Source organism: Streptomyces sp. NPDC005791 (assembly GCF_042871485.1).
In the GTDB taxonomy this organism is placed as follows: domain Bacteria; phylum Actinomycetota; class Actinomycetes; order Streptomycetales; family Streptomycetaceae; genus Streptomyces.
In genome coordinates, this window is the sequence record NZ_JBIAIP010000022.1 from 52,625 (window position 1) to 69,681 (window position 17,057).

The 17,057-nt window shown below is 71.6% G+C and carries 14 protein-coding genes and 5 tRNA genes; 13 read left to right on the top strand and 6 right to left on the bottom strand.

All coding sequences use genetic code 11. The features are described 5' to 3' along the window. Positions 1-7: 7 nt before the first annotated feature. The 6 genes from ACFYSH_RS31270 to ACFYSH_RS31295 all read left to right on the top strand — a co-directional run bounded on the left by ACFYSH_RS31270 (position 8) and on the right by ACFYSH_RS31295 (position 9,050). Positions 8-874 carry a MetQ/NlpA family ABC transporter substrate-binding protein gene (locus ACFYSH_RS31270; RefSeq protein WP_388756933.1) on the top strand — a complete coding sequence of 289 codons (867 nt, stop codon included), beginning with the start codon at positions 8-10 and terminating at the stop codon, positions 872-874. A 141-nt stretch (positions 875-1,015) separates the two neighbouring features. Then, the gene (locus tag ACFYSH_RS31275) at positions 1,016-1,654 is read left to right on the top strand and encodes a GNAT family N-acetyltransferase (protein WP_359469879.1); all 639 of its coding nucleotides are present in this window, start codon (positions 1,016-1,018) and stop codon (positions 1,652-1,654) included. A 122-nt stretch (positions 1,655-1,776) separates the two neighbouring features. Then, positions 1,777-2,997, top strand: a complete 1,221-nt coding sequence (gene cbiE / locus ACFYSH_RS31280) for a precorrin-6y C5,15-methyltransferase (decarboxylating) subunit CbiE (protein WP_388756937.1) — start codon at positions 1,777-1,779, stop codon at positions 2,995-2,997. 332 nt (positions 2,998-3,329) lie between these two features. Beyond that, the gene (cobT, locus tag ACFYSH_RS31285) at positions 3,330-6,617 is read left to right on the top strand and encodes a nicotinate-nucleotide--dimethylbenzimidazole phosphoribosyltransferase (RefSeq protein WP_388756940.1); all 3,288 of its coding nucleotides are present in this window, start codon (positions 3,330-3,332) and stop codon (positions 6,615-6,617) included. A 289-nt stretch (positions 6,618-6,906) separates the two neighbouring features. After that, a complete protein-coding gene (gene cobA / locus ACFYSH_RS31290) occupies positions 6,907-8,160 on the top strand; it encodes a uroporphyrinogen-III C-methyltransferase (protein WP_359469889.1) in 1,254 nt (417 codons plus the stop codon). Positions 8,161-8,225: 65 nt separating this feature from the next. Further along, positions 8,226-9,050, top strand: coding sequence for an RNA methyltransferase (locus ACFYSH_RS31295; protein WP_359469892.1), 825 nt, complete (start codon positions 8,226-8,228; stop codon positions 9,048-9,050). A 49-nt stretch (positions 9,051-9,099) separates the two neighbouring features. On the opposite strand, the gene ACFYSH_RS31300 is transcribed toward ACFYSH_RS31295, so the two are convergent. Further along, the gene (locus ACFYSH_RS31300; RefSeq protein WP_359469895.1) at positions 9,100-10,416 is read right to left on the bottom strand and encodes a protein kinase; all 1,317 of its coding nucleotides are present in this window, start codon (positions 10,414-10,416) and stop codon (positions 9,100-9,102) included. A gap of 205 nt (positions 10,417-10,621) precedes the next feature. Between ACFYSH_RS31300 and ACFYSH_RS31305 the strand changes: the two genes are divergently transcribed. The 5 genes from ACFYSH_RS31305 (at position 10,622) to ACFYSH_RS31325 (ending at position 14,334) form a co-directional block, all read left to right on the top strand. Beyond that, positions 10,622-10,891 (top strand): hypothetical protein, encoded by a 270-nt coding sequence (locus ACFYSH_RS31305; protein ID WP_388756944.1) that lies wholly within the window; start codon positions 10,622-10,624, stop codon positions 10,889-10,891. A gap of 209 nt (positions 10,892-11,100) precedes the next feature. Further along, the gene (locus tag ACFYSH_RS31310) at positions 11,101-11,307 is read left to right on the top strand and encodes a hypothetical protein (protein ID WP_359469901.1); all 207 of its coding nucleotides are present in this window, start codon (positions 11,101-11,103) and stop codon (positions 11,305-11,307) included. A 211-nt stretch (positions 11,308-11,518) separates the two neighbouring features. Beyond that, a complete protein-coding gene (locus ACFYSH_RS31315; RefSeq protein ID WP_359469904.1) occupies positions 11,519-12,487 on the top strand; it encodes an aminoglycoside phosphotransferase family protein in 969 nt (322 codons plus the stop codon). Between the two features lie 65 nt (positions 12,488-12,552). Then, positions 12,553-12,855: a zf-TFIIB domain-containing protein gene (locus tag ACFYSH_RS31320; RefSeq protein WP_359469907.1), complete on the top strand. Its 303-nt coding sequence runs from the start codon at positions 12,553-12,555 to the stop codon at positions 12,853-12,855. 129 nt (positions 12,856-12,984) lie between these two features. Beyond that, positions 12,985-14,334, top strand: coding sequence for an OFA family MFS transporter (locus ACFYSH_RS31325; protein WP_359469910.1), 1,350 nt, complete (start codon positions 12,985-12,987; stop codon positions 14,332-14,334). 151 nt (positions 14,335-14,485) lie between these two features. Here ACFYSH_RS31325 and ACFYSH_RS31330 read toward each other — a convergent pair. The 5 genes from ACFYSH_RS31330 to ACFYSH_RS31350 form a co-directional block, all read right to left on the bottom strand. Next, positions 14,486-14,560, bottom strand: a tRNA-Val gene (locus ACFYSH_RS31330). Between the two features lie 22 nt (positions 14,561-14,582). Further along, positions 14,583-14,654 (bottom strand) — tRNA-Val (locus ACFYSH_RS31335). Between the two features lie 19 nt (positions 14,655-14,673). Then, a tRNA-Val gene (locus tag ACFYSH_RS31340) sits at positions 14,674-14,745 on the bottom strand. Between the two features lies 1 nt (position 14,746). After that, positions 14,747-14,820: transfer RNA gene (locus ACFYSH_RS31345), tRNA-Cys, on the bottom strand. 37 nt (positions 14,821-14,857) lie between these two features. Next, positions 14,858-14,930: transfer RNA gene (locus ACFYSH_RS31350), tRNA-Gly, on the bottom strand. Positions 14,931-15,075: 145 nt separating this feature from the next. Here ACFYSH_RS31350 and ACFYSH_RS31355 point away from each other — a divergent pair. Continuing rightward, positions 15,076-16,137 carry a chorismate-binding protein gene (locus ACFYSH_RS31355; protein ID WP_388756949.1) on the top strand — a complete coding sequence of 354 codons (1,062 nt, stop codon included), beginning with the start codon at positions 15,076-15,078 and terminating at the stop codon, positions 16,135-16,137. Beyond that, positions 16,134-16,955, top strand: coding sequence for an aminotransferase class IV (locus ACFYSH_RS31360; RefSeq protein ID WP_388756952.1), 822 nt, complete (start codon positions 16,134-16,136; stop codon positions 16,953-16,955). Before ACFYSH_RS31355 ends, ACFYSH_RS31360 begins: the two co-directional genes overlap by 4 nt. Positions 16,956-17,057 lie beyond the last annotated feature (102 nt).

Consider the following 17,057-nt stretch of genomic DNA (forward strand, 5'->3'; position numbering starts at 1 on the left):
ACTCTTCGTGCGTAAGAACATCAAGATCACCGCTGCCGCGGCCGCCACCGCCGCCCTGGCCCTCGGGCTCAGCGCCTGCGGTACGGACTCCGACCCGGCCGCCAAGGGTGAGACCGGGGCCGGCGCGGACACCTCCAAGGCCCTCGTCGTCGCCGCGTCCCCCACGCCGCACGCCGACATCCTGAACTACGTCAAGAAGAACCTGGCGGACAAGGCCGGCCTCGAGCTGGAGGTCAAGGAGTTCACGGACTACGTCCTGCCGAACACCGCCACCGAGAACGGCCAGGTCGACGCCAACTTCTTCCAGCACAAGCCCTACCTGGACGACTTCAACCAGAAGAACAAGACCCACATCGTCCCGGTCGTCGACGTCCACCTCGAGCCCCTCGGCCTCTACTCCAAGAAGGTCAAGGACATCAAGGACATCAAGGCCGGCCAGACCGTCGCCGTCCCGAACGACACCACCAACGAGGGCCGCGCGCTCCAGCTGCTCGCGGAGAACGGCCTGATCACCGTCAAGGACGGCGTCGGCACCAACGCCAAGCTCAGCGACATCACGGACAAGAAGGGCCTGGAGTTCAAGGAGATCGAGGCCGCCACCGTGCCCCGCGCCCTGGACGACGTCGACGCCGCCGTCATCAACGGCAACTACGCCATCGAGGCCGGCCTGAAGCCGGGTCAGGACTCCCTGGCACTGGAGAAGGCCGACGGCAACCCCTACGCCAACTTCCTGGCCGTCAAGGAAGGCAACGAGGAGGACCCCCGGGTCCAGAAGCTCGCGAAGCTCCTCAACTCCGACGAGGTCGAGAAGTTCATCGAGGACACCTACAAGGGCTCGATCATCCCCGCCTTCGGCGAGCCCGCCAAGTCCTGACATCCCGGCATCACTTGCCCACGAGCCCCGCACACCCGTCCCAGGGTGTGCGGGGTTCCGCCGTGCGGACCCGCCCATGCGCATCCATGGCCCGATGCTGCATGCTGGTGCCTCTACACGGTCTTCGGCATGGAGCTGCGCATGACTACCACCTTCCCGTCCATCTCCATCAGCACGGACAGGTTGGTGCTGCGCCCCTTCGACATGGCGGACGTTCCGGCGTACATCGAGATGATGAACGACGAGCTGGTCACCGCCTGGACCGACGCACCACACCCCTACACCCAGGTCGACGCCGAACGGTGGGTCCGCAGGATCGCGCCCGCCGAACGAACCCAGGGCAACGGCATCGTCTTCGCCGTCACCGAATTCCTCACCCAGCGCCTCGTCGGCTCCGTGCGACTCCTGAACACCGACCGGCGCACCCTGGCCACCGAGGTCCGCTACATCACCGCCCCCTGGGCGCGCGGAGAGGGATACGCCACCGAGTCCGTGCTGGCCCTCGCCGAGTGGCTCTTCCGCGACCAGGGCTTCGAGCGGATCGAGCTGCGCACCCCCGCCGGGAACACCGCCTCCCAGCAGGTCGCCCAGAAGCTGGGCTGCATCAGCGAAGGTGTTCTGCGCAACGCCCGCATAGCCAGGACCGCGACCGAGGACGGGGGCTGGACCGACATCAGGACCGACCTCATCGTGTGGGGACTCCTGCCGGAGGACCTGGAGGGGGTCGCCGAGCAGCTGGCCGACGCGGGCGGCTACGGCGCGTACAACGACTGGGACTGACGGCCTCCCGCGGCTTCGGGAGCCCCCGGACAGGGCGTTGGTACGGACCGGATACGCTCACCCTTGCTCCGCCCATCCCGCGGAGAGTTCCCGCCTGCTCGCACCCCAGGAGATGGACCACGATGGCCGACCGGGTCACGGTGATCGGCTGGGACGGCTCGCCACTGACCAGGGCGGCCACCGCCGCGCTCTCGGCCGCCACGCTCGTCGCCGGTGCGGCCCACCATCTCGCGCTCCCCGAAGTCCCGGGGTCCGCGGAACGCATCCGCCTCGGCAGCGTCGATCTGGCCGCCCGCAGGATCGCCGGCCACCGCGGGAGCGCCGTGGTCCTCGCCGACGGCGACCCCGGTTTCTTCGGCGTCGTACGAACCCTGCGCAAGCCCGAACACGGCCTCGAGGTCGAGGTCGTCCCCGCCGTCTCGTCCGTCGCCACCGCCTTCGCACGCGCCGGAATGCCCTGGGACGACGCGCAGATCGTCGTCGCCCACCCGCGCACCCTGCGCCGTGCGGTCAACATCATCCGCGCCCACCACAAGGTGGCCGTGCTCACCTCGCCCGGCGCGGGCCCCGCCGAGCTCGCCCTCCTGCTCGAAGGCGTCCACCGCACCTTCGTGATCTGCGAGGAGCTCGGCACCGAACGCGAACGGGTCACCGTCCTCACCTCCGACAAGACGGCCGACCACACCTGGCGCGACCCCAACGTGGTCATCGTCATCGGAGGCGGCCCCGAGACCACCGCCAACGGCGCCTGGATCGCGGGCCGCCGGCCCGACCACCCCGAGGGCGTCCGCGGCTGGGCCCTGCCCGCCGCGTCGTACGGTGCGGGGGAGGGGGGCGAAGGGGAATCGCCCGGTCTGCGCGCGGCGCAGTTGGCCCGCCTCGGACCGCGTACCGGCGATCTGGTCTGGGACATCGGCTCCGGCAGCGGTGCCCTCGCGGTGGAGGCGGCCCGCTTCGGCGCCGCGGTGCTCGCCGTCGACAGTGACCCCGACGCCTGCGCGCGTACCGCCACGGCCGCCCGCACCTTCAAGGTGAGCGTCCAGGTCGTCCGGGGCACCGCCCCGCACGTCCTGGAACGCCTGCCCGAACCCGATGTCGTACGGATCGGCGGCGGCGGCGTACCCGTGGTCACGGCGGTGGCCGACCGGCGGCCCGAACGCATCGTCACCCATGCCTCGAACCGGGACGAGGCGGAGGCCCTGGGCGCGGCCCTCACGGAGAACGGGTACACGGTCGAGTGCGCGCTGCTCCAGTCCGTCGAACTGGACACCTCCGATTGGGCGGAGCGGGAACGTTCCGTCGTGTTCCTGCTCTCCGCGGTGCGTTCCGACCTCGCCCCCTGAGCCGCCCGCGCCGAGGCGCGAGGTAGGCTGACCGATTGTTGTACCGCGCCCGGCCGTTCGACGGTTCGTTCGTCAATGTCCGGAAAAGTGGACCGTTTTGGTCCGCGATGTGGTACGGCATCACCGGGGGACGCGCAACGTGGCGCAGTCCACAGCGAGCCGAGGCAGAACTGTCTGTCGCGGCGGCGAACGGCCGCGAGAATGTATACCTCCGCGCGCGTTTCGTGCCGCGCGGGGAGCCCGCTCGTTCTTGTTGACGAGCACCGGCGTGCCGTGGTTCGGGCATCCCGGGCGAAGGGCGAAGGAGCACTGACGATGGGCGAGGGGTACGCATGACTGACACCGGCCAGATCCCGGGCGAGGGACTGCCGGAGAACGCAGGCATGGTGGAGCAGCCGGGCATCCCCGCCCCGGACGCCTACACCTACCTCGAGCCCTCCGAGCACACAGCCGAGGACGACGATCTCCTTCTGATGCCCGCATCCCAGGGCGCGTGGAGCGACGCTCCCGCCGCACCCGAGCAGCTCCCGGCGCACACGCCCGCGCCGGTCCCGGCCGCCGCGGCGCCCGCCCGGCGCCCGTTGCACCGAGGTCCCGCGTCCCCCGAGGCGCCCTCCTACGGCGGAACGCCGACCGGGGGAGTGGTCCGCTCGCTCGCGGACCGGGGGCCTGCCGGCCCGCAGAACCCGATGCCCGTACGGCACGCCGGACCCCCGGCCACGAGCCCTGAGCACTTCGGCGTCCCGGCGGACGACGCGGCCGCTCTGCCGGGCCCGCAGTTGGGCGAGATCCCGCCGCAGGGTGCGCCCGCGTGGGGTCCGCCGTCCGAGCCGGCCGCGGAGCCGGAGCAGGCCGTCGCCTCCGAGCCGGCCACGGCGCCCGAGACGGTCGTCGCGCCCGCCGAGGCTTCCGCGCCGCCCCTCGAACCGGCTGAGCCCGTCGAGTCCTTCGCGCCCGCCGCGCCCGCGGACGTCGCGCCCCTTGCGCCTGATGTGGCCGCCGCGTCCGCAGAAACGGTCGCCCTGGAGCCGGTGGCCGCCGTGCTGCCGGAGGCTCCCGCGGAGCCCGCGTCGGAGACGGCCGAGGAGCCTCCTGTGGAGGCCCTGGCCGAGGTCCCTGAGACCGTACCGGTCGATGCGCCGGCCGAACTCCCCGCCGAGGCGGCGCCCGTAGAGACCCCGCCCGTAGAGACCCCGCCCGTAGAGACCCCGCCCGTAGAGACCCCAGCCGTCGAGACCCCGACCGCCGAGGCCGCGGCCCCGACGGAGCCGGTGGAACAGTTCGAGCTCGTGGCAGATCCCGTACCGACGGCTTCGCAGCTCGCGCCGATTCCCGTGGTGGAGCAGGCCGCCGACCCCGAGCCGCAGCCCGTGCCCCCCGTGGAGGAGTCCCTGCCGGCCGGGCCCGAGGCTTCGGGAGCACCGGAGGCGGTCACCGTCGAGCAGCCGGAGGCGCAGCCTGAGGACGTGCCCGAGGCCCGGCCCGAGCTCCCCGCGGAACCCGACCCGGCTCCCGAGCCCGTTGCCGTGCCGCCGTCCGGGGCGCAGACCCTTACCGGTGCGGAGCCCGGCGCCGGACCGGAGGTGACCGGGACGCCGGAAACCGGGATTCCGGAATCCGCAGTCTCTGAAATCGAGGCCTCTGTATTCGAAGCCCCTGAGGTCGAGGCCCCCGAAGCCGTAAGTCCGGAGTCTGTTGTTCCGGAGGCACAGCCCCTGACGGCGGAAACACCCGCCGCCGCGGCCCCCGCTCCCGCAGCCGAGGCCCAGGCCCCCGTCCAGGAGGCTCCCGAGGAAGGCCCGCTCGTGGAGGTGGCGGGAGGGACCGAAGCCACCGAGGCGACGGCCCCGGCCGAAGCCGAAGCGGAGCCCGAGGAGGCCCCCGCCTCCCCTCCAGCCCCGGGTTACGACGACGCCGAGCGCGAGGCCGTCCTGCGCGTGATGCGTGAACGCCGCGACATCCGCAACGGCTTCCGTGGCGACCCCATCCCGAACGAGGTCCTCCTCCGCGTCCTGGAGGCCGCACACACCGCGCCGAGCGTCGGCCATTCGCAGCCCTGGGACTTCGTCGTCATCCGTTCCGCGGAGACGCGTCGTTCCATGCACGAACTGGCACAGCGTCAGCGTGAGGCCTACGCCCAGTCGCTGCCCAAGGCCCGGGCCAAGCAGTTCAAGGAACTGAAGATCGAGGCCATCCTCGACACCCCGGTGAACATCGTCGTCACCGCCGATCCCACCCGTGGCGGCCGCCACACCCTTGGCCGGCACACCCAGCCGCAGATGGCCCCCTACTCCTCGGCGCTCGCCGTGGAGAACCTGTGGCTCGCCGCCCGCGCCGAAGGCCTCGGCGTCGGCTGGGTCAGCTTCTTCGACGAGCGCGAGATGGTCCGTGCGCTGGGCCTGCCCGAGCACCTCGAGGTCGTCGCCTACCTCTGTGTCGGTTACGTCGACGAGTTCCCCGAGGAGCCCGAGCTCATGCAGGCGGGATGGTCCAAGCGCCGTCCGCTGTCCTGGGTCGTCCACGAGGAGACGTACGGCCGCCGGGCCCTGCCCGGTGAAGAGCCGCACAACCTCCTCCAGGAGACGATCTCCAGCATCCGGCCTCTGGACGCCAAGGCCCTCGGACAGGCCTGGGAACGCCAGAAGCGGATGACGAAGCCCGCCGGTGCGCTCGGCATGCTGGAGATCATCTCCGCTCAGCTCTCCGGGCTCTCACGGATGTGTCCGCCGCCGATCCCGGAGCCCGCAGCCGTCGGGATCTTCGCAGGTGACCACGGGGTGCACGCCCAGGGCGTCACGGCGTGGCCGCAGGAGGTCACCGGCCAGATGGTCGCCAACTTCCTCGGCGGCGGCGCCGTCTGCAACGCCTTCGCCGTCCAGGTCGGCGCCGAGGTCTGCGTCGTCGACGTCGGCGTCGCGGCCGATCTGCCGACCGCCCCGGGGCTGCTGCCCCGCAAGGTCCGCCCGGGCACGGCCGACTTCACGACCGGACCGGCCATGACCCGCGAGGACGTGCTCGCCGCGATCGAGGTCGGCATCGAGACCGCCCGCGACCTGGTCGCTGCCGGCAACAAGGCGCTTCTCACCGGTGAGATGGGCATCGCCAACACCACCGCGTCGGCCGCGCTGATCTGTGTCTACACCGGCATGGACCCGGCGGAGGTGACCGGCCGCGGCACCGGGATCAACGACGAGATGCACGCCCGCAAGGTTGATGTGGTCCGCCGTGCCCTGGGCCTGCACCAGCCCGACCCCGCCGACCCGATCGGGGTCCTGGCAGCGGTCGGCGGCCTGGAGCACGCCGCCATGGCGGGCTTCCTGCTGGGCGGCGCCTCACTCCGTACACCGGTGATCCTGGACGGCGTCAGCGCCGGCGCCGCCGCACTGGTCGCCAGGGCGATCGCCCCCGAGGCGCTCGCCGCGTGCATCGCGGGCCACCGCAGTGCGGAACCCGGCCATGTCGCCGCCCTCAACAAGCTGGGTCTGCGCCCGCTGGTCGACCTGGACCTCCGTCTCGGCGAGGGAACGGGTGCGCTGCTCGCGCTCCCCATCGTGCAGAGCGCGGCCCGCGCGATGCACGAGGTGGCGACGTTCGACTCCGCGGGTGTCACGGAGAAGTAGCCGCCGGGCGGTGCCCGGACGCGCCAGGCCGGCCCGTCCGGGCACCGCCCGGCCTCCTGGGGGCGGGCCGGGGCCTGCCCTGGGGAAAACGGAGCGGTGACCCTCCCCCAGGGCGACGAGAGTCGCCACGGGCGTCGACGCGAGCCCGCGGCCACCGCCCCGGCCCCCGCTCCCACCACCCCGTATCGTGGTCCCACGCGTCACCGCCTCACCCAGCCCACGTCACCGCCGCTCCACCGCCGCAGCGGCCCGCAGCACACCGCACCCTGCACGAGGAGCCCGCACGACCATGGCCGAGCATGACGATCACCCTGCCTACCCCGTCGGACTGCGCCTGAACGGGCGCCGCGTCGTCGTCGTCGGTGGTGGCCAGGTCGCGCAGCGTCGGCTGCCCGCCCTCATCGCTGCCGGGGCCGACATCACCCTGGTCTCCCCGTCTGCGACCGCGTCCGTCGAGGCGATGGCCGACACCGGTGAGATCCGCTGGGAGCGCCGGAGGTACCAGGAAGGGGACCTCGCGGACGCCTGGTACGTCCTCGTCGCGTCGTCCGACGCCGCCGCCAACGACGCCGCGTCCGCCGAAGCCGAGCGCAGCCGCACCTGGTGCGTCCGGAGCGACGACGCGGAGGCGGCCACCGCCTGGACGCCGGCCACCGGCCGTAGCGAAGGCATCACGGTCGCCGTCCTCACCACCACCTCGCAGGGCCGCGACCCCCGGCACTCCGCCGCCGTCCGGGACGCGATCGTGGAGGGGCTGCGCGACGGCACTGTCGCCGCCCCGCACCACCGCACCCGCGCCCCCGGCGTCGCTCTGGTGGGCGGCGGCCCCGGCGACCCCGACCTGATCACGGTTCGCGGCCGCCGTCTCCTCGCGGAGGCCGACGTGGTCATCGCCGACCGGCTCGGCCCGCGCGACCTCCTCGACGAGCTCCCGCCGCACGTCGAGGTGATCGACGCCGCGAAGATCCCGTACGGCAGGTACATGGCGCAGGAGGCGATCAACCAGGCGCTGATCGACCACGCCAAGGCAGGGAGGTCCGTGGTCCGCCTGAAGGGCGGCGACCCGTTCGTCTTCGGCCGAGGCATGGAGGAGGCACAGGCGCTGGCCGCCGAAGGCATCGCCTGTACGGTCGTCCCAGGGATCTCCAGCTCGATCTCCGTGCCGGGAGCAGCCGGGATCCCCGTCACCCACCGGGGTGTCGCCCATGAGTTCACGGTGGTCAGCGGCCATGTGGCGCCCGACGACCCTCGTTCCCTGGTCGACTGGAAGGCCCTTGCGCAGCTGCGCGGCACTCTGGTCCTTCTGATGGCCGTCGACAAGATCGGCGCCATCTCCCAGGCCCTCATCGCCCACGGCAAGTCCCCCGACACCCCGGTGGCCCTGGTCCAGGAAGGCACCACGGCCGCCCAGCGCAGGGTCGACGCGACCCTGGGGAACGTCGGGGAGCGGGTCGTCGCGGAAGAGGTACGGCCTCCGGCGGTCATCGTGATCGGCGCGGTCGTCGCCGTCGGCACGGAACCGACCGGCCGAAACGGAGGCTGAGCGGCCGGACACCCGGCCGCCCCGCACCTCCGCATCCCCATACCCCCGACAAGGCAGTAGCACCCGTGGCTGAACTCATCACCGTCGACGACCCGGACGACCCGCGTCTGGCCGACTACACCGGTCTCACCGACGTCGAGCTCCGGCGTCGGCGAGAACCCGCCGAAGGCCTGTTCATCGCCGAGGGCGAGAAAGTGATCCGGCGCGCCACGAACGCCGGGTACGAGATGCGGTCCATGCTGCTCTCCGCCAAGTGGACCGAAGTCATGCGCGATGTGATCGACGAGGCCACGGCACCGGTCTACGCGGTGACGCCTGCCCTCGCCGAGCGGGTCACCGGCTATCACGTGCACCGCGGGGCCCTCGCCTCCATGCAGCGCGAGCCACTCCCCGACCCGGCCGCACTGCTGGCCCCGGGGCGAGGGAGCGTACGGCGGGTCGCCGTCTTCGAGGACATCGTCGACCACGCCAACCTCGGCGCGGCCTTCCGTAACGCGGCCGCACTCGGCGTCGACGCCGTCCTGCTCACCCCGCGCTGCGCCGACCCGCTCTACCGGCGGGCCGTCAAGGTCTCGATGGGGTCCGTCTTCCACGTCCCGTGGACCCGCATGACGTCCTGGCCCGAGGACGTCCGCCTGCTGCGCGAGGCCGGCTTCACCACCGCAGCCCTCTGCCTCAGCGACAGGTCGATCACCCTGGACGAACTCGTCGCCCGACGGCACGAGAAGCTCGCGCTCGTCTTCGGCACGGAGGGCGACGGCCTCACTCCCGAGGCACTCGCCGAGGCCGACACCCATGTACGCATCCCGATGGACGCCGGGGTCGACTCGCTCAACGTAGCCGCGGCCTCCGCCGTCGCCTTCTACGCGACCCGGGCCACATCCGCCTGACGCACCGAGTTCCCGGCCGGGCTCCCGGCGCGGAACTCGACCCAGGCCCTCAACGCTTGTCCTCCTGCGCCGGGTGGACCCCGGCCCCGTCGTACGTCTGTGACGGTGCGCCGCCCATTCCCTGTGCCGGGCCCTGGCAGCCCTGAGCGGCCGCGATGCCCAGCGCGACCAGCAGCGTCACCACGACGAAGACGACGAGCCGCTGGCGCAACAGCCGGGGATTGGCCGGCCTGCGCTTCCCGCCCTTGCCTGCAGAGGTCGTCCGGACGCCGGCCCGGGAGGGCTGCCTGCCGTTGGTGCCCCTCGGCCCCAGCGGCTGCTGACCCGAGCGCGGGCCGCCCCGTACCGGCCGTGCCTGCGACCCGCCGGTGCGAGGTGCCTGGCGTGAGGTCGCGGGACGCCGTCCCGGGGAGCGCGGCGCCTGAGCGGGTCCTCCGACCGCACGCCGGATCGACTGTTCGGTGTAGGGCCCCTCCAGCCGACCGGTCGGCCGGTCCAGCTCGTGTTCGCTCCGCTGCGCGGGCGGCCGACGCTCCTGCAGTCCCTGCGCCTCGCGCGCGGCGATCTCCTTGAGCCGCATGGAGAGCTGCAGGGTACTGGGCCGCTCCTCCGGGTCCTTGGCCAGACACGCCCGTACGAGTGGCGCGAGCGCGTCGTGCACATCGAACAGATGCGGTTCCTCGTGGACCACGCGGTAGAGCATCACCTCGGAACTACCGTGCCCGAAGGGTGAGTCGGCCATCGCCGCGTACGCCAGGGTGGCGCCCAGCGAGAAGACGTCCGTCGCGGGCGTCACCGCCGCACCGCGCACCTGTTCGGGCGCCAGGAAGCCGGGGGAGCCGACGGCCGTCCCGACATGCGTGAGCGTGCTGGCCCCGGTGGCCCATGCGATACCGAAGTCGATGATCCGGGGGCCCTTGGGGGAGAGGAGGATGTTGGACGGCTTGAGGTCCCGGTGGACGACACCGGCCTCGTGCACCGCCACCAGACCCTCCGACAGTGCCGCCCCGATCGAGGCCACCTCCGCGGCCGGCAGAGGACCTTCCTCCATGACCTTGTCGTGCAGCGACGGGCCCGGCACGTACTGCGTCGCGAACCACGGGCGGTCCGCCTCCAGATCGGCGGCCACCAGGCGCGCCGTGCAGCCGCCGCGGATCCTCCGGGCTGCGGACACCTCGCGCGCGAAGCGCGAGCGGAACTCCTGATCCTCCGCCAGGTCCGGCCGGATGACCTTGAGCGCCACGCGCTGGCCCCGGCGGTCGGAACCCAGGTAGACGACGCCCATGCCGCCCGCGCCGAGCCGCCGGTGCAGCCTGAACGAGCCGACGACACGCGGGTCCTCGCGCCGGAGCCGCATCATCGCCATCGTCTGCCCATCCCCGCTGCCGGTCCGCCTGACGAGGCACAGCTTACGTACCCGTGGCGCGGCGCGCTCAGAGGCCGCGCCCTCGCCGGCCCAACGATTGTCAGTGCCCGGTGCGAGAATCGAAGCGTGGTCAAGGAGCCCGGGATCCAGGCGCCGTGGCCCGTGCGAGATCTCAAAAGACCGTCGCAGAAGGGGGATTGGATCAATGAAGGGCGATCGTGTGGAAATAGTCGTGGACGCGGGTGACACGACCAGGACGTACGAAGTGGTGGCCTCCAGAGCAGGCCGACGGGTGGAGACAGCGGTCCGCAGAGGGGTGGTGGAAGTGAGTGAAGTCACCCGAAGTGGATCAGTTGTCCGTACTGCCCGCTTCATGGCCACCAGGGTGCTCGCCCTGGTCGAACAGCCGGTCCCCCGGGAGGACTCCTCCGAGCGCTCCCACGCGGGTGACGTCGGCGTCGGGGACGCCCCCTAAGGGCTCGGGTGCCGCAACCAGCACACCTTCTCCACCCAGGGGAGTACGCCGGAGGTGGTCGGCTCATCCTCCGGGAGGCCAGGCATTCGGTACGCGGGCATGACGCCGGACGGCTTCCGTCTCCGTAATGTTGCAGTCAAGCGGCGGGCGTGGAACTCGTCCCCCGAGGCCAGACGCCTGCCGCTCCGGAACAGGTCAGGAGAGGAACCATGGCGGACACGGCGACGCGGACGATGATCCGCACGCGAGGACGCAAGGCGTACGCCTCGTTCGGCGTACGCCGGTCGGGCACGCGCCACCCACTGGTGGCGACCGCCATGGTTCTTCCTCTGGCGGCCCTGCTGGTCGTCGTCTTCGGCGGCTGGGACGCAGTGGTCACACAGGCGTCGTCCGTGGGCGTGATGCTGGGGCGCTGAGCGGCGCCCCGGGTCCGGAAGAGCGGTCCGGACCGGGACATCCGGCCAACAGCCCCGTGGGGACGGGGGTGCGGCGGACGGCAGCGTTTGTCCGGCCAGCTGGGGAGCTGGCCGGACATCGCGCTGTCCGGCCCCCTGCGGGAGTGGCCGCGTACGATCACCGCCGTGGCCGGCCGCGGAGCCGGCCGATCGCCTCACGGGAGCAGAACCCATGACCATCACCCGTGTCGTACGCGCGCTGGGTGACCTCGCGCACGCCGGCGCCCACGCCGGTGCGGTTGCGTGCGCATGCGCCCCGCCCCGAGTACTCGCCGACCGGCCCGACGGCACGGTGGTCCGCAGCGGTCCGGTCGTCGCGAAGGCCCATGCCCCCGACTCGGAGGCCACCGCCCTGGCGGTCAGGCTGTCCCTGGCCGCCTCTCCCCGGCTGGCGGGCATCCTGCTTCCGCCGCTCGCCGCACCGGAGGGGCTGGACGGGCCGGGCAGCGCCGAGGGGCGCACCGTGAGCCTCTGGCCGTACGGCGCGCCCGTCGACCCCTCGGATCCCGACGCCGCGCCCTGGGAGGAGGCCGCCGTCCTCCTGGCCCGGCTGCACCGCACCCCGCCTCCCCGGCCGTTCCCGCCGATGCGCGGGCCCGTCAAGGCGGCCCGGGCCGTGGCGCGCCTGTGGGCGGCCCGCCCGGGCGACCCCGCGGCAGCCCCCGTGCTGGCCGCCTGGCGCCGACTGCCCGGCTGGGCCCGTGCCGAGTCCCCGACGCCCGAGCACCGGGACGGCTTCCTCTGCCACGGCGATCTGCACCTGGGTCAGCTCGTGCGGCACCCTGCGGAGGGCGGCCCCTGGCTGCTGATCGACATCGACGACGCGGGCCTGGGCGATCCTGCGTGGGACCTGGCGCGGCCCGCCGCCTGGTTCGCGGCCGGGCTGCTGCCGCCGGAGACCTGGCAGCGCTTCCTCGGCGCCTACCGGGCGGCCGGCGGCCCGGCCGTGCGGACCGAAGGGGACCCGTGGCCCGAGCTGGACGTCCCGGCGCGGGCGATCACGGTGCAGGCGGCGGCCCTGGCGCTGACCAAGTCCGCAGCGGAGGACCGCAGTCCGGATGAAGTGGAACAGTTGATGATCGACGCATGTGTCCGCATCGCCTCCCTCCCACCCGAGTTGGTGTCCGAACGAGCGTCGTAGGGTGAAGCGAGCGCCGCCGGGCATGGATGTCCGGTGACGTCGCCACGACGTGAGGAGTTCACCCGATGTTCCAGTGCCCCAAGTGTCACGCACAGATGAACACGTACAACCGCAACGGTGTCCAGATCGAACAGTGCAGCGGCTGCCGGGGGATATTCCTGGACTACGGCGAGCTGGAGTCCCTGACCCGCCTGGAGGCGCAGTGGGCACAGCAGGCCCCGCCCGCGCCGCCCGCCCCCCAGGCCTACCCCGCCCAGCAGGCCTATCCCGCCGCGCAGGCCCCGGCCTGGGGAGCACCGCACCAGGGCGGTCACCACGGCGGCCACCACCGCCAGAAGGGCTTCGGCCGGATGCTGTTCAGCTCCTGAACCGGTTCTCCGAACGGGCAGTGCACGCAGGGCGGGTCCGGGCCGAGGCCCGGACCCGCCCTGCGTGCGGTCGACGCACTTTCTGCATGATCTAGTCATGGCCATGGCTGATGCCTAGAGTGCGGAATCATGAACTTCCTCGACAGGTCCCGAACTGTCGCGCCCCCGGGGTGGAGCCGCTGGCTCGTACCGCCCGCCGCGCTCGCCGTACACCTCTCCATCGGACAGGCCTACGCCTGGAGCGTGTTCAAGCCCTCGCTCGAATCAGCCCTCGATCTCTCGGGCACCGCAAGTGCTCTCCCGTTCCAGCTGGGCATCGTCATGCTCGGCCTCTCCGCCGCGTTCGGCGGCACCCTCGTCGAACGTAACGGCCCACGCTGGGCGATGTTCGTCTCGCTCGTCTGCTTCTCCTCCGGCTTCCTCGTCGCCGCGCTCGGCGCCGCCACCGGTCAGTACTGGCTCGTCGTCCTCGGTTACGGCTTCATCGGCGGCATAGGTCTCGGCATCGGTTACATCTCTCCGGTGTCCACCCTCATCAAGTGGTTCCCCGACCGCCCCGGCATGGCGACCGGCATCGCCATCATGGGGTTCGGCGGCGGCGCCCTCATCGCCTCGCCCTGGTCCAGCGGAATGCTGGAGAACTTCGGCGCGGACCGTTCCGGCATCGCGACTGCCTTCCTCGTCCACGGAGTCGTCTACGCCGCCTTCATGGCACTCGGAGTCCTCCTCGTGCGGGTGCCGCCCGAAGGCTGGCTCCCCGACGGCTGGCAGCCCAAGCAGGAGACCCGCAGGCTTGTCACCAACGCCCAGGTCTCCGCCCGCAACGCCCTGCGCACACCGCAGTTCTGGTGCCTGTGGGTCGTCCTGTGCATGAACGTCACCGCGGGCATCGGCATCCTCGAGAAGGCCGTTCCCATGATCCAGGACTTCTTCGCGGACACCTCCACCCCGGTCTCGGTCTCCGCGGCGGCGGGCTTCGTCGCCCTGCTCTCGCTGGCCAACATGGGAGGCCGCCTCCTGTGGTCCTCCACCTCGGACCTGATCGGCCGTAAGAACATGTACCGGGTCTACCTCGGCGTCGGCGCGCTCATGTACGTGATCATCGCCCAGCTGGGCAACGACTCCAAGCCGCTCTTCATCTGCTGCGCGCTCGTGATCCTGTCCTTCTACGGCGGAGGGTTCGCGACCGCGCCGGCCTACCTGAAGGATCTCTTCGGCACGTACCAGGTGGGAGCCATCCATGGCCGTCTGCTGACCGCCTGGTCCACGGCCGGTGTGCTCGGCCCGCTGATCGTCAACCGGGTCGCGGACGCGGGGGAGCGCGCCGGACACAGCGGCCCCAGCCTCTACTCGACCTCCCTGACCATCATGATCGGGCTGCTGATCGTCGGTTTCGTCGCCAACGAGTGCATCCGCCCGGTCCACGCACGCTTCCACGAGGCACCGGAAGGGAGCCCCCGTGTCCACCAGCAGTCGTAAGCCGCTCATGGTGTTCGTCTGGCTCTGGGTCGCCGTACCGTTCACCTACGGCCTGTACGAGCTCGTCCGCAAGGCCACCCAGCTCTTCACCGGCTGACCCGCACCGCACACGACGAAACCCCCGGTCGTGGAGACGACCGGGGGTTTCGGCTGGTGCGCGATACTGGGATTGAACCAGTGACCTCTTCCGTGTCAGGGAAGCGCTCTCCCGCTGAGCTAATCGCGCAGGGTGACCTGCGTGTACTGCGTGCGCGATACTGGGATTGAACCAGTGACCTCTTCCGTGTCAGGGAAGCGCTCTCCCGCTGAGCTAATCGCGCGGGGGTCCTTGCGGACCGGTGGACGATACTGGGATTGAACCAGTGACCCCTTCCGTGTCAGGGAAGTGCTCTCCCGCTGAGCTAATCGTCCTTGGAGGTGGAGACGGGATTTGAACCCGTGTAGACGGCTTTGCAGGCCGTTGCCTCGCCTCTCGGCCACTCCACCAGGGGCGGGGGTTCGGGAAGATCCCCCACCTTCTGCGAGCGGACGACCAGGTTCGAACTGGCGACCTCAACCTTGGCAAGGTTGCGCTCTACCAACTGAGCTACGTCCGCTTGTCTTTCCCGGTCCGCTTGCGCGACCCGGCGACGTGTTGAACTCTAGCGGATTCCCGGGCCAGCACAAAAACGCGTTTGCGCAGCGTGCTGCTGCCACTGCCGTCCGCAGCAGGTCACCGCCTGCCGCTCTAGACTCGGTCACGTGCACGATCTCACCCCACTCGCCCGTTTCGGCGGCCTCGTCGCATCCGGCCTGCGGGACGTCACCAGCGATCCCGCGGCTCTTGAATCATCCGGCTTCTGGGCGGTATGTGCCGACTTCGAAGGCGGCCTGGTCTGTGCCCGCTTCGACACCGTACGGTCCGAAGAGGTCCCCCTCCCCGTGCCCGGGGCGTGGCGGGGCCCCGGCCCGGACGACTGGGCGTCCTCACTCGACGAGGACGCCTACATGGCCGGCGTGCGACGGATCCGTGAACACATCGCGGCGGGTGAGGTCTACCAGGCCAACCTCTGCCGGGTCCTGTCCGCGCCGCTGCCCGGCCCGCAGGCCGAAGCAGCCGATGTGGACGCCCTCACCGCCCTGCTCGCCCGGGGCAACCCGGCCCCGTACGCCGGAACGATCCGGCTCCCGGCGCACGGCGTGGAGATCGCCACCGCCTCCCCCGAACTCTTTCTGGCACGCGACGGCCGGACCGTCGAGTCCGGGCCGATCAAGGGCACCGGCCGCACCGAGGCCGATCTGCTGGAGAAGGACCACGCCGAGAACGTGATGATCGTCGACCTGGTCCGCAACGACCTGGGACGCGTCTGCGCGCCCGGCAGCGTGAGCGTCCCGGACCTCTGCGCCGTGGAGAAGCACCCGGGCCTCGTCCACCTCGTCTCCACCGTGCGCGGACGCCTAGCGGACGGTGCGGGATGGCCCGAGCTGCTCAACGCGGCGTTTCCGCCCGGCTCCGTCACCGGGGCGCCCAAGTCGAGCGCGCTGCGGATCATCGACGCCCTGGAGACGGCGCCCCGTGGCCCGTACTGCGGAGCGGTCGGATGGGTGGACGCCGACCGGGGCACCGCGGACATGGCCGTCGGCATACGTACCTTCTGGATCGACCGCACCGGATCCACCCCGCTCCTCCGCTTCGGCACCGGGGCCGGCATCACCTGGGGGTCCGACCCGGCGCGCGAATGGGCGGAGACCGAGCTCAAGGCCTCCCGGCTGCTCGCTGTAGCGTCGGGCGCCTACGAGGAGACAGGAAGGACCACGTCATGAGGATCTGGGTCAACGGCGAGCTGCACGATGCCGATGACGCGCGGCTGTCCGTGCTCGACCACGGACTGACCGTGGGGGACGGCGTCTTCGAGACGGTCCGGGTCGCCGGGGGCCGCCCCTTCGCCCTGACCCGGCACCTCGACCGGCTGACGCGCTCGGCCAGGGGTCTGGGCCTGGCCGACCCCGATCACGACGAGGTCCGCCGCGCCGTGGCGGCCGTCATCGAGGCGGGTCCCATGGAGCTCGGCCGGCTCCGGATCACCTTCACCGGTGGTCTCTCCCCGCTCGGCTCCGACCGCGGCGACGCCGGACCCAGCCTGGTCGTCGCCCTGGGCGAGGCGACCCGCCGCCCCGACAGCACGGCCGTCGTCACCGTTCCCTGGACGCGCAACGAACGCGGCGCGGTGACCGGACTCAAGACCACCTCGTACGCCGAGAACGTCGTCGCTCTCGCGCGCGCCCATGAGCGGGGCGCCTCGGAGGCGCTCTTCCCCAACACGGTGGGACAGCTCTGCGAGGGCACCGGATCCAACGTCTTCGTCGTCCTCGACGGGCAGATCCACACGCCGCCCGTCACCTCGGGATGCCTCGCGGGAATCACTCGCGCCCTGGCCGTGGAGTGGACGGGCGCGCTGGAGACCGACCTCCCGCTGGACGTGCTCGAGCGAGCCGACGAGATCTTCCTGACCTCCACGCTCCGCGACATCCAGGCCGTCCACCGGGTCGACGGGCGGGTACTGCCCGGAGCACCCGGACCCGTGACGGCGAAGGCCATGCGGGTCTTCGACGAGCGCGCGGCGGACGATCTCGATCCGTGAGACCGGTCCTAGGTGTATTGATCACGAGCGTTGTTGACAGTCTCGGGTCTTGAACATGGCGAAGACCTCCGATGTGGTGGAGCTGTCTAGGAACACACCACA

Bases quoted from the DNA above. Each gene is read 5' to 3' on its own strand.
- ACFYSH_RS31305 (WP_388756944.1), top strand. From the start codon at position 10,622: ATGAAGGGCGATCGTGTGGAAATAGTCGTGGACGCGGGTGACACGACC.
- ACFYSH_RS31360 (WP_388756952.1), top strand. From the start codon at position 16,134: ATGAGGATCTGGGTCAACGGCGAGCTGCACGATGCCGATGACGCGCGG.
- cbiE (WP_388756937.1), top strand. From the start codon at position 1,777: ATGGCCGACCGGGTCACGGTGATCGGCTGGGACGGCTCGCCACTGACC.
- ACFYSH_RS31275 (WP_359469879.1), top strand. From the start codon at position 1,016: ATGACTACCACCTTCCCGTCCATCTCCATCAGCACGGACAGGTTGGTG.
- ACFYSH_RS31310 (WP_359469901.1), top strand. From the start codon at position 11,101: ATGGCGGACACGGCGACGCGGACGATGATCCGCACGCGAGGACGCAAG.
- ACFYSH_RS31320 (WP_359469907.1), top strand. From the start codon at position 12,553: ATGTTCCAGTGCCCCAAGTGTCACGCACAGATGAACACGTACAACCGC.
- ACFYSH_RS31315 (WP_359469904.1), top strand. From the start codon at position 11,519: ATGACCATCACCCGTGTCGTACGCGCGCTGGGTGACCTCGCGCACGCC.
- ACFYSH_RS31300 (WP_359469895.1), bottom strand. From the start codon at position 10,416: ATGGCGATGATGCGGCTCCGGCGCGAGGACCCGCGTGTCGTCGGCTCG.
- cobT (WP_388756940.1), top strand. From the start codon at position 3,330: ATGACTGACACCGGCCAGATCCCGGGCGAGGGACTGCCGGAGAACGCA.
- cobA (WP_359469889.1), top strand. From the start codon at position 6,907: ATGGCCGAGCATGACGATCACCCTGCCTACCCCGTCGGACTGCGCCTG.
- ACFYSH_RS31325 (WP_359469910.1), top strand. From the start codon at position 12,985: ATGAACTTCCTCGACAGGTCCCGAACTGTCGCGCCCCCGGGGTGGAGC.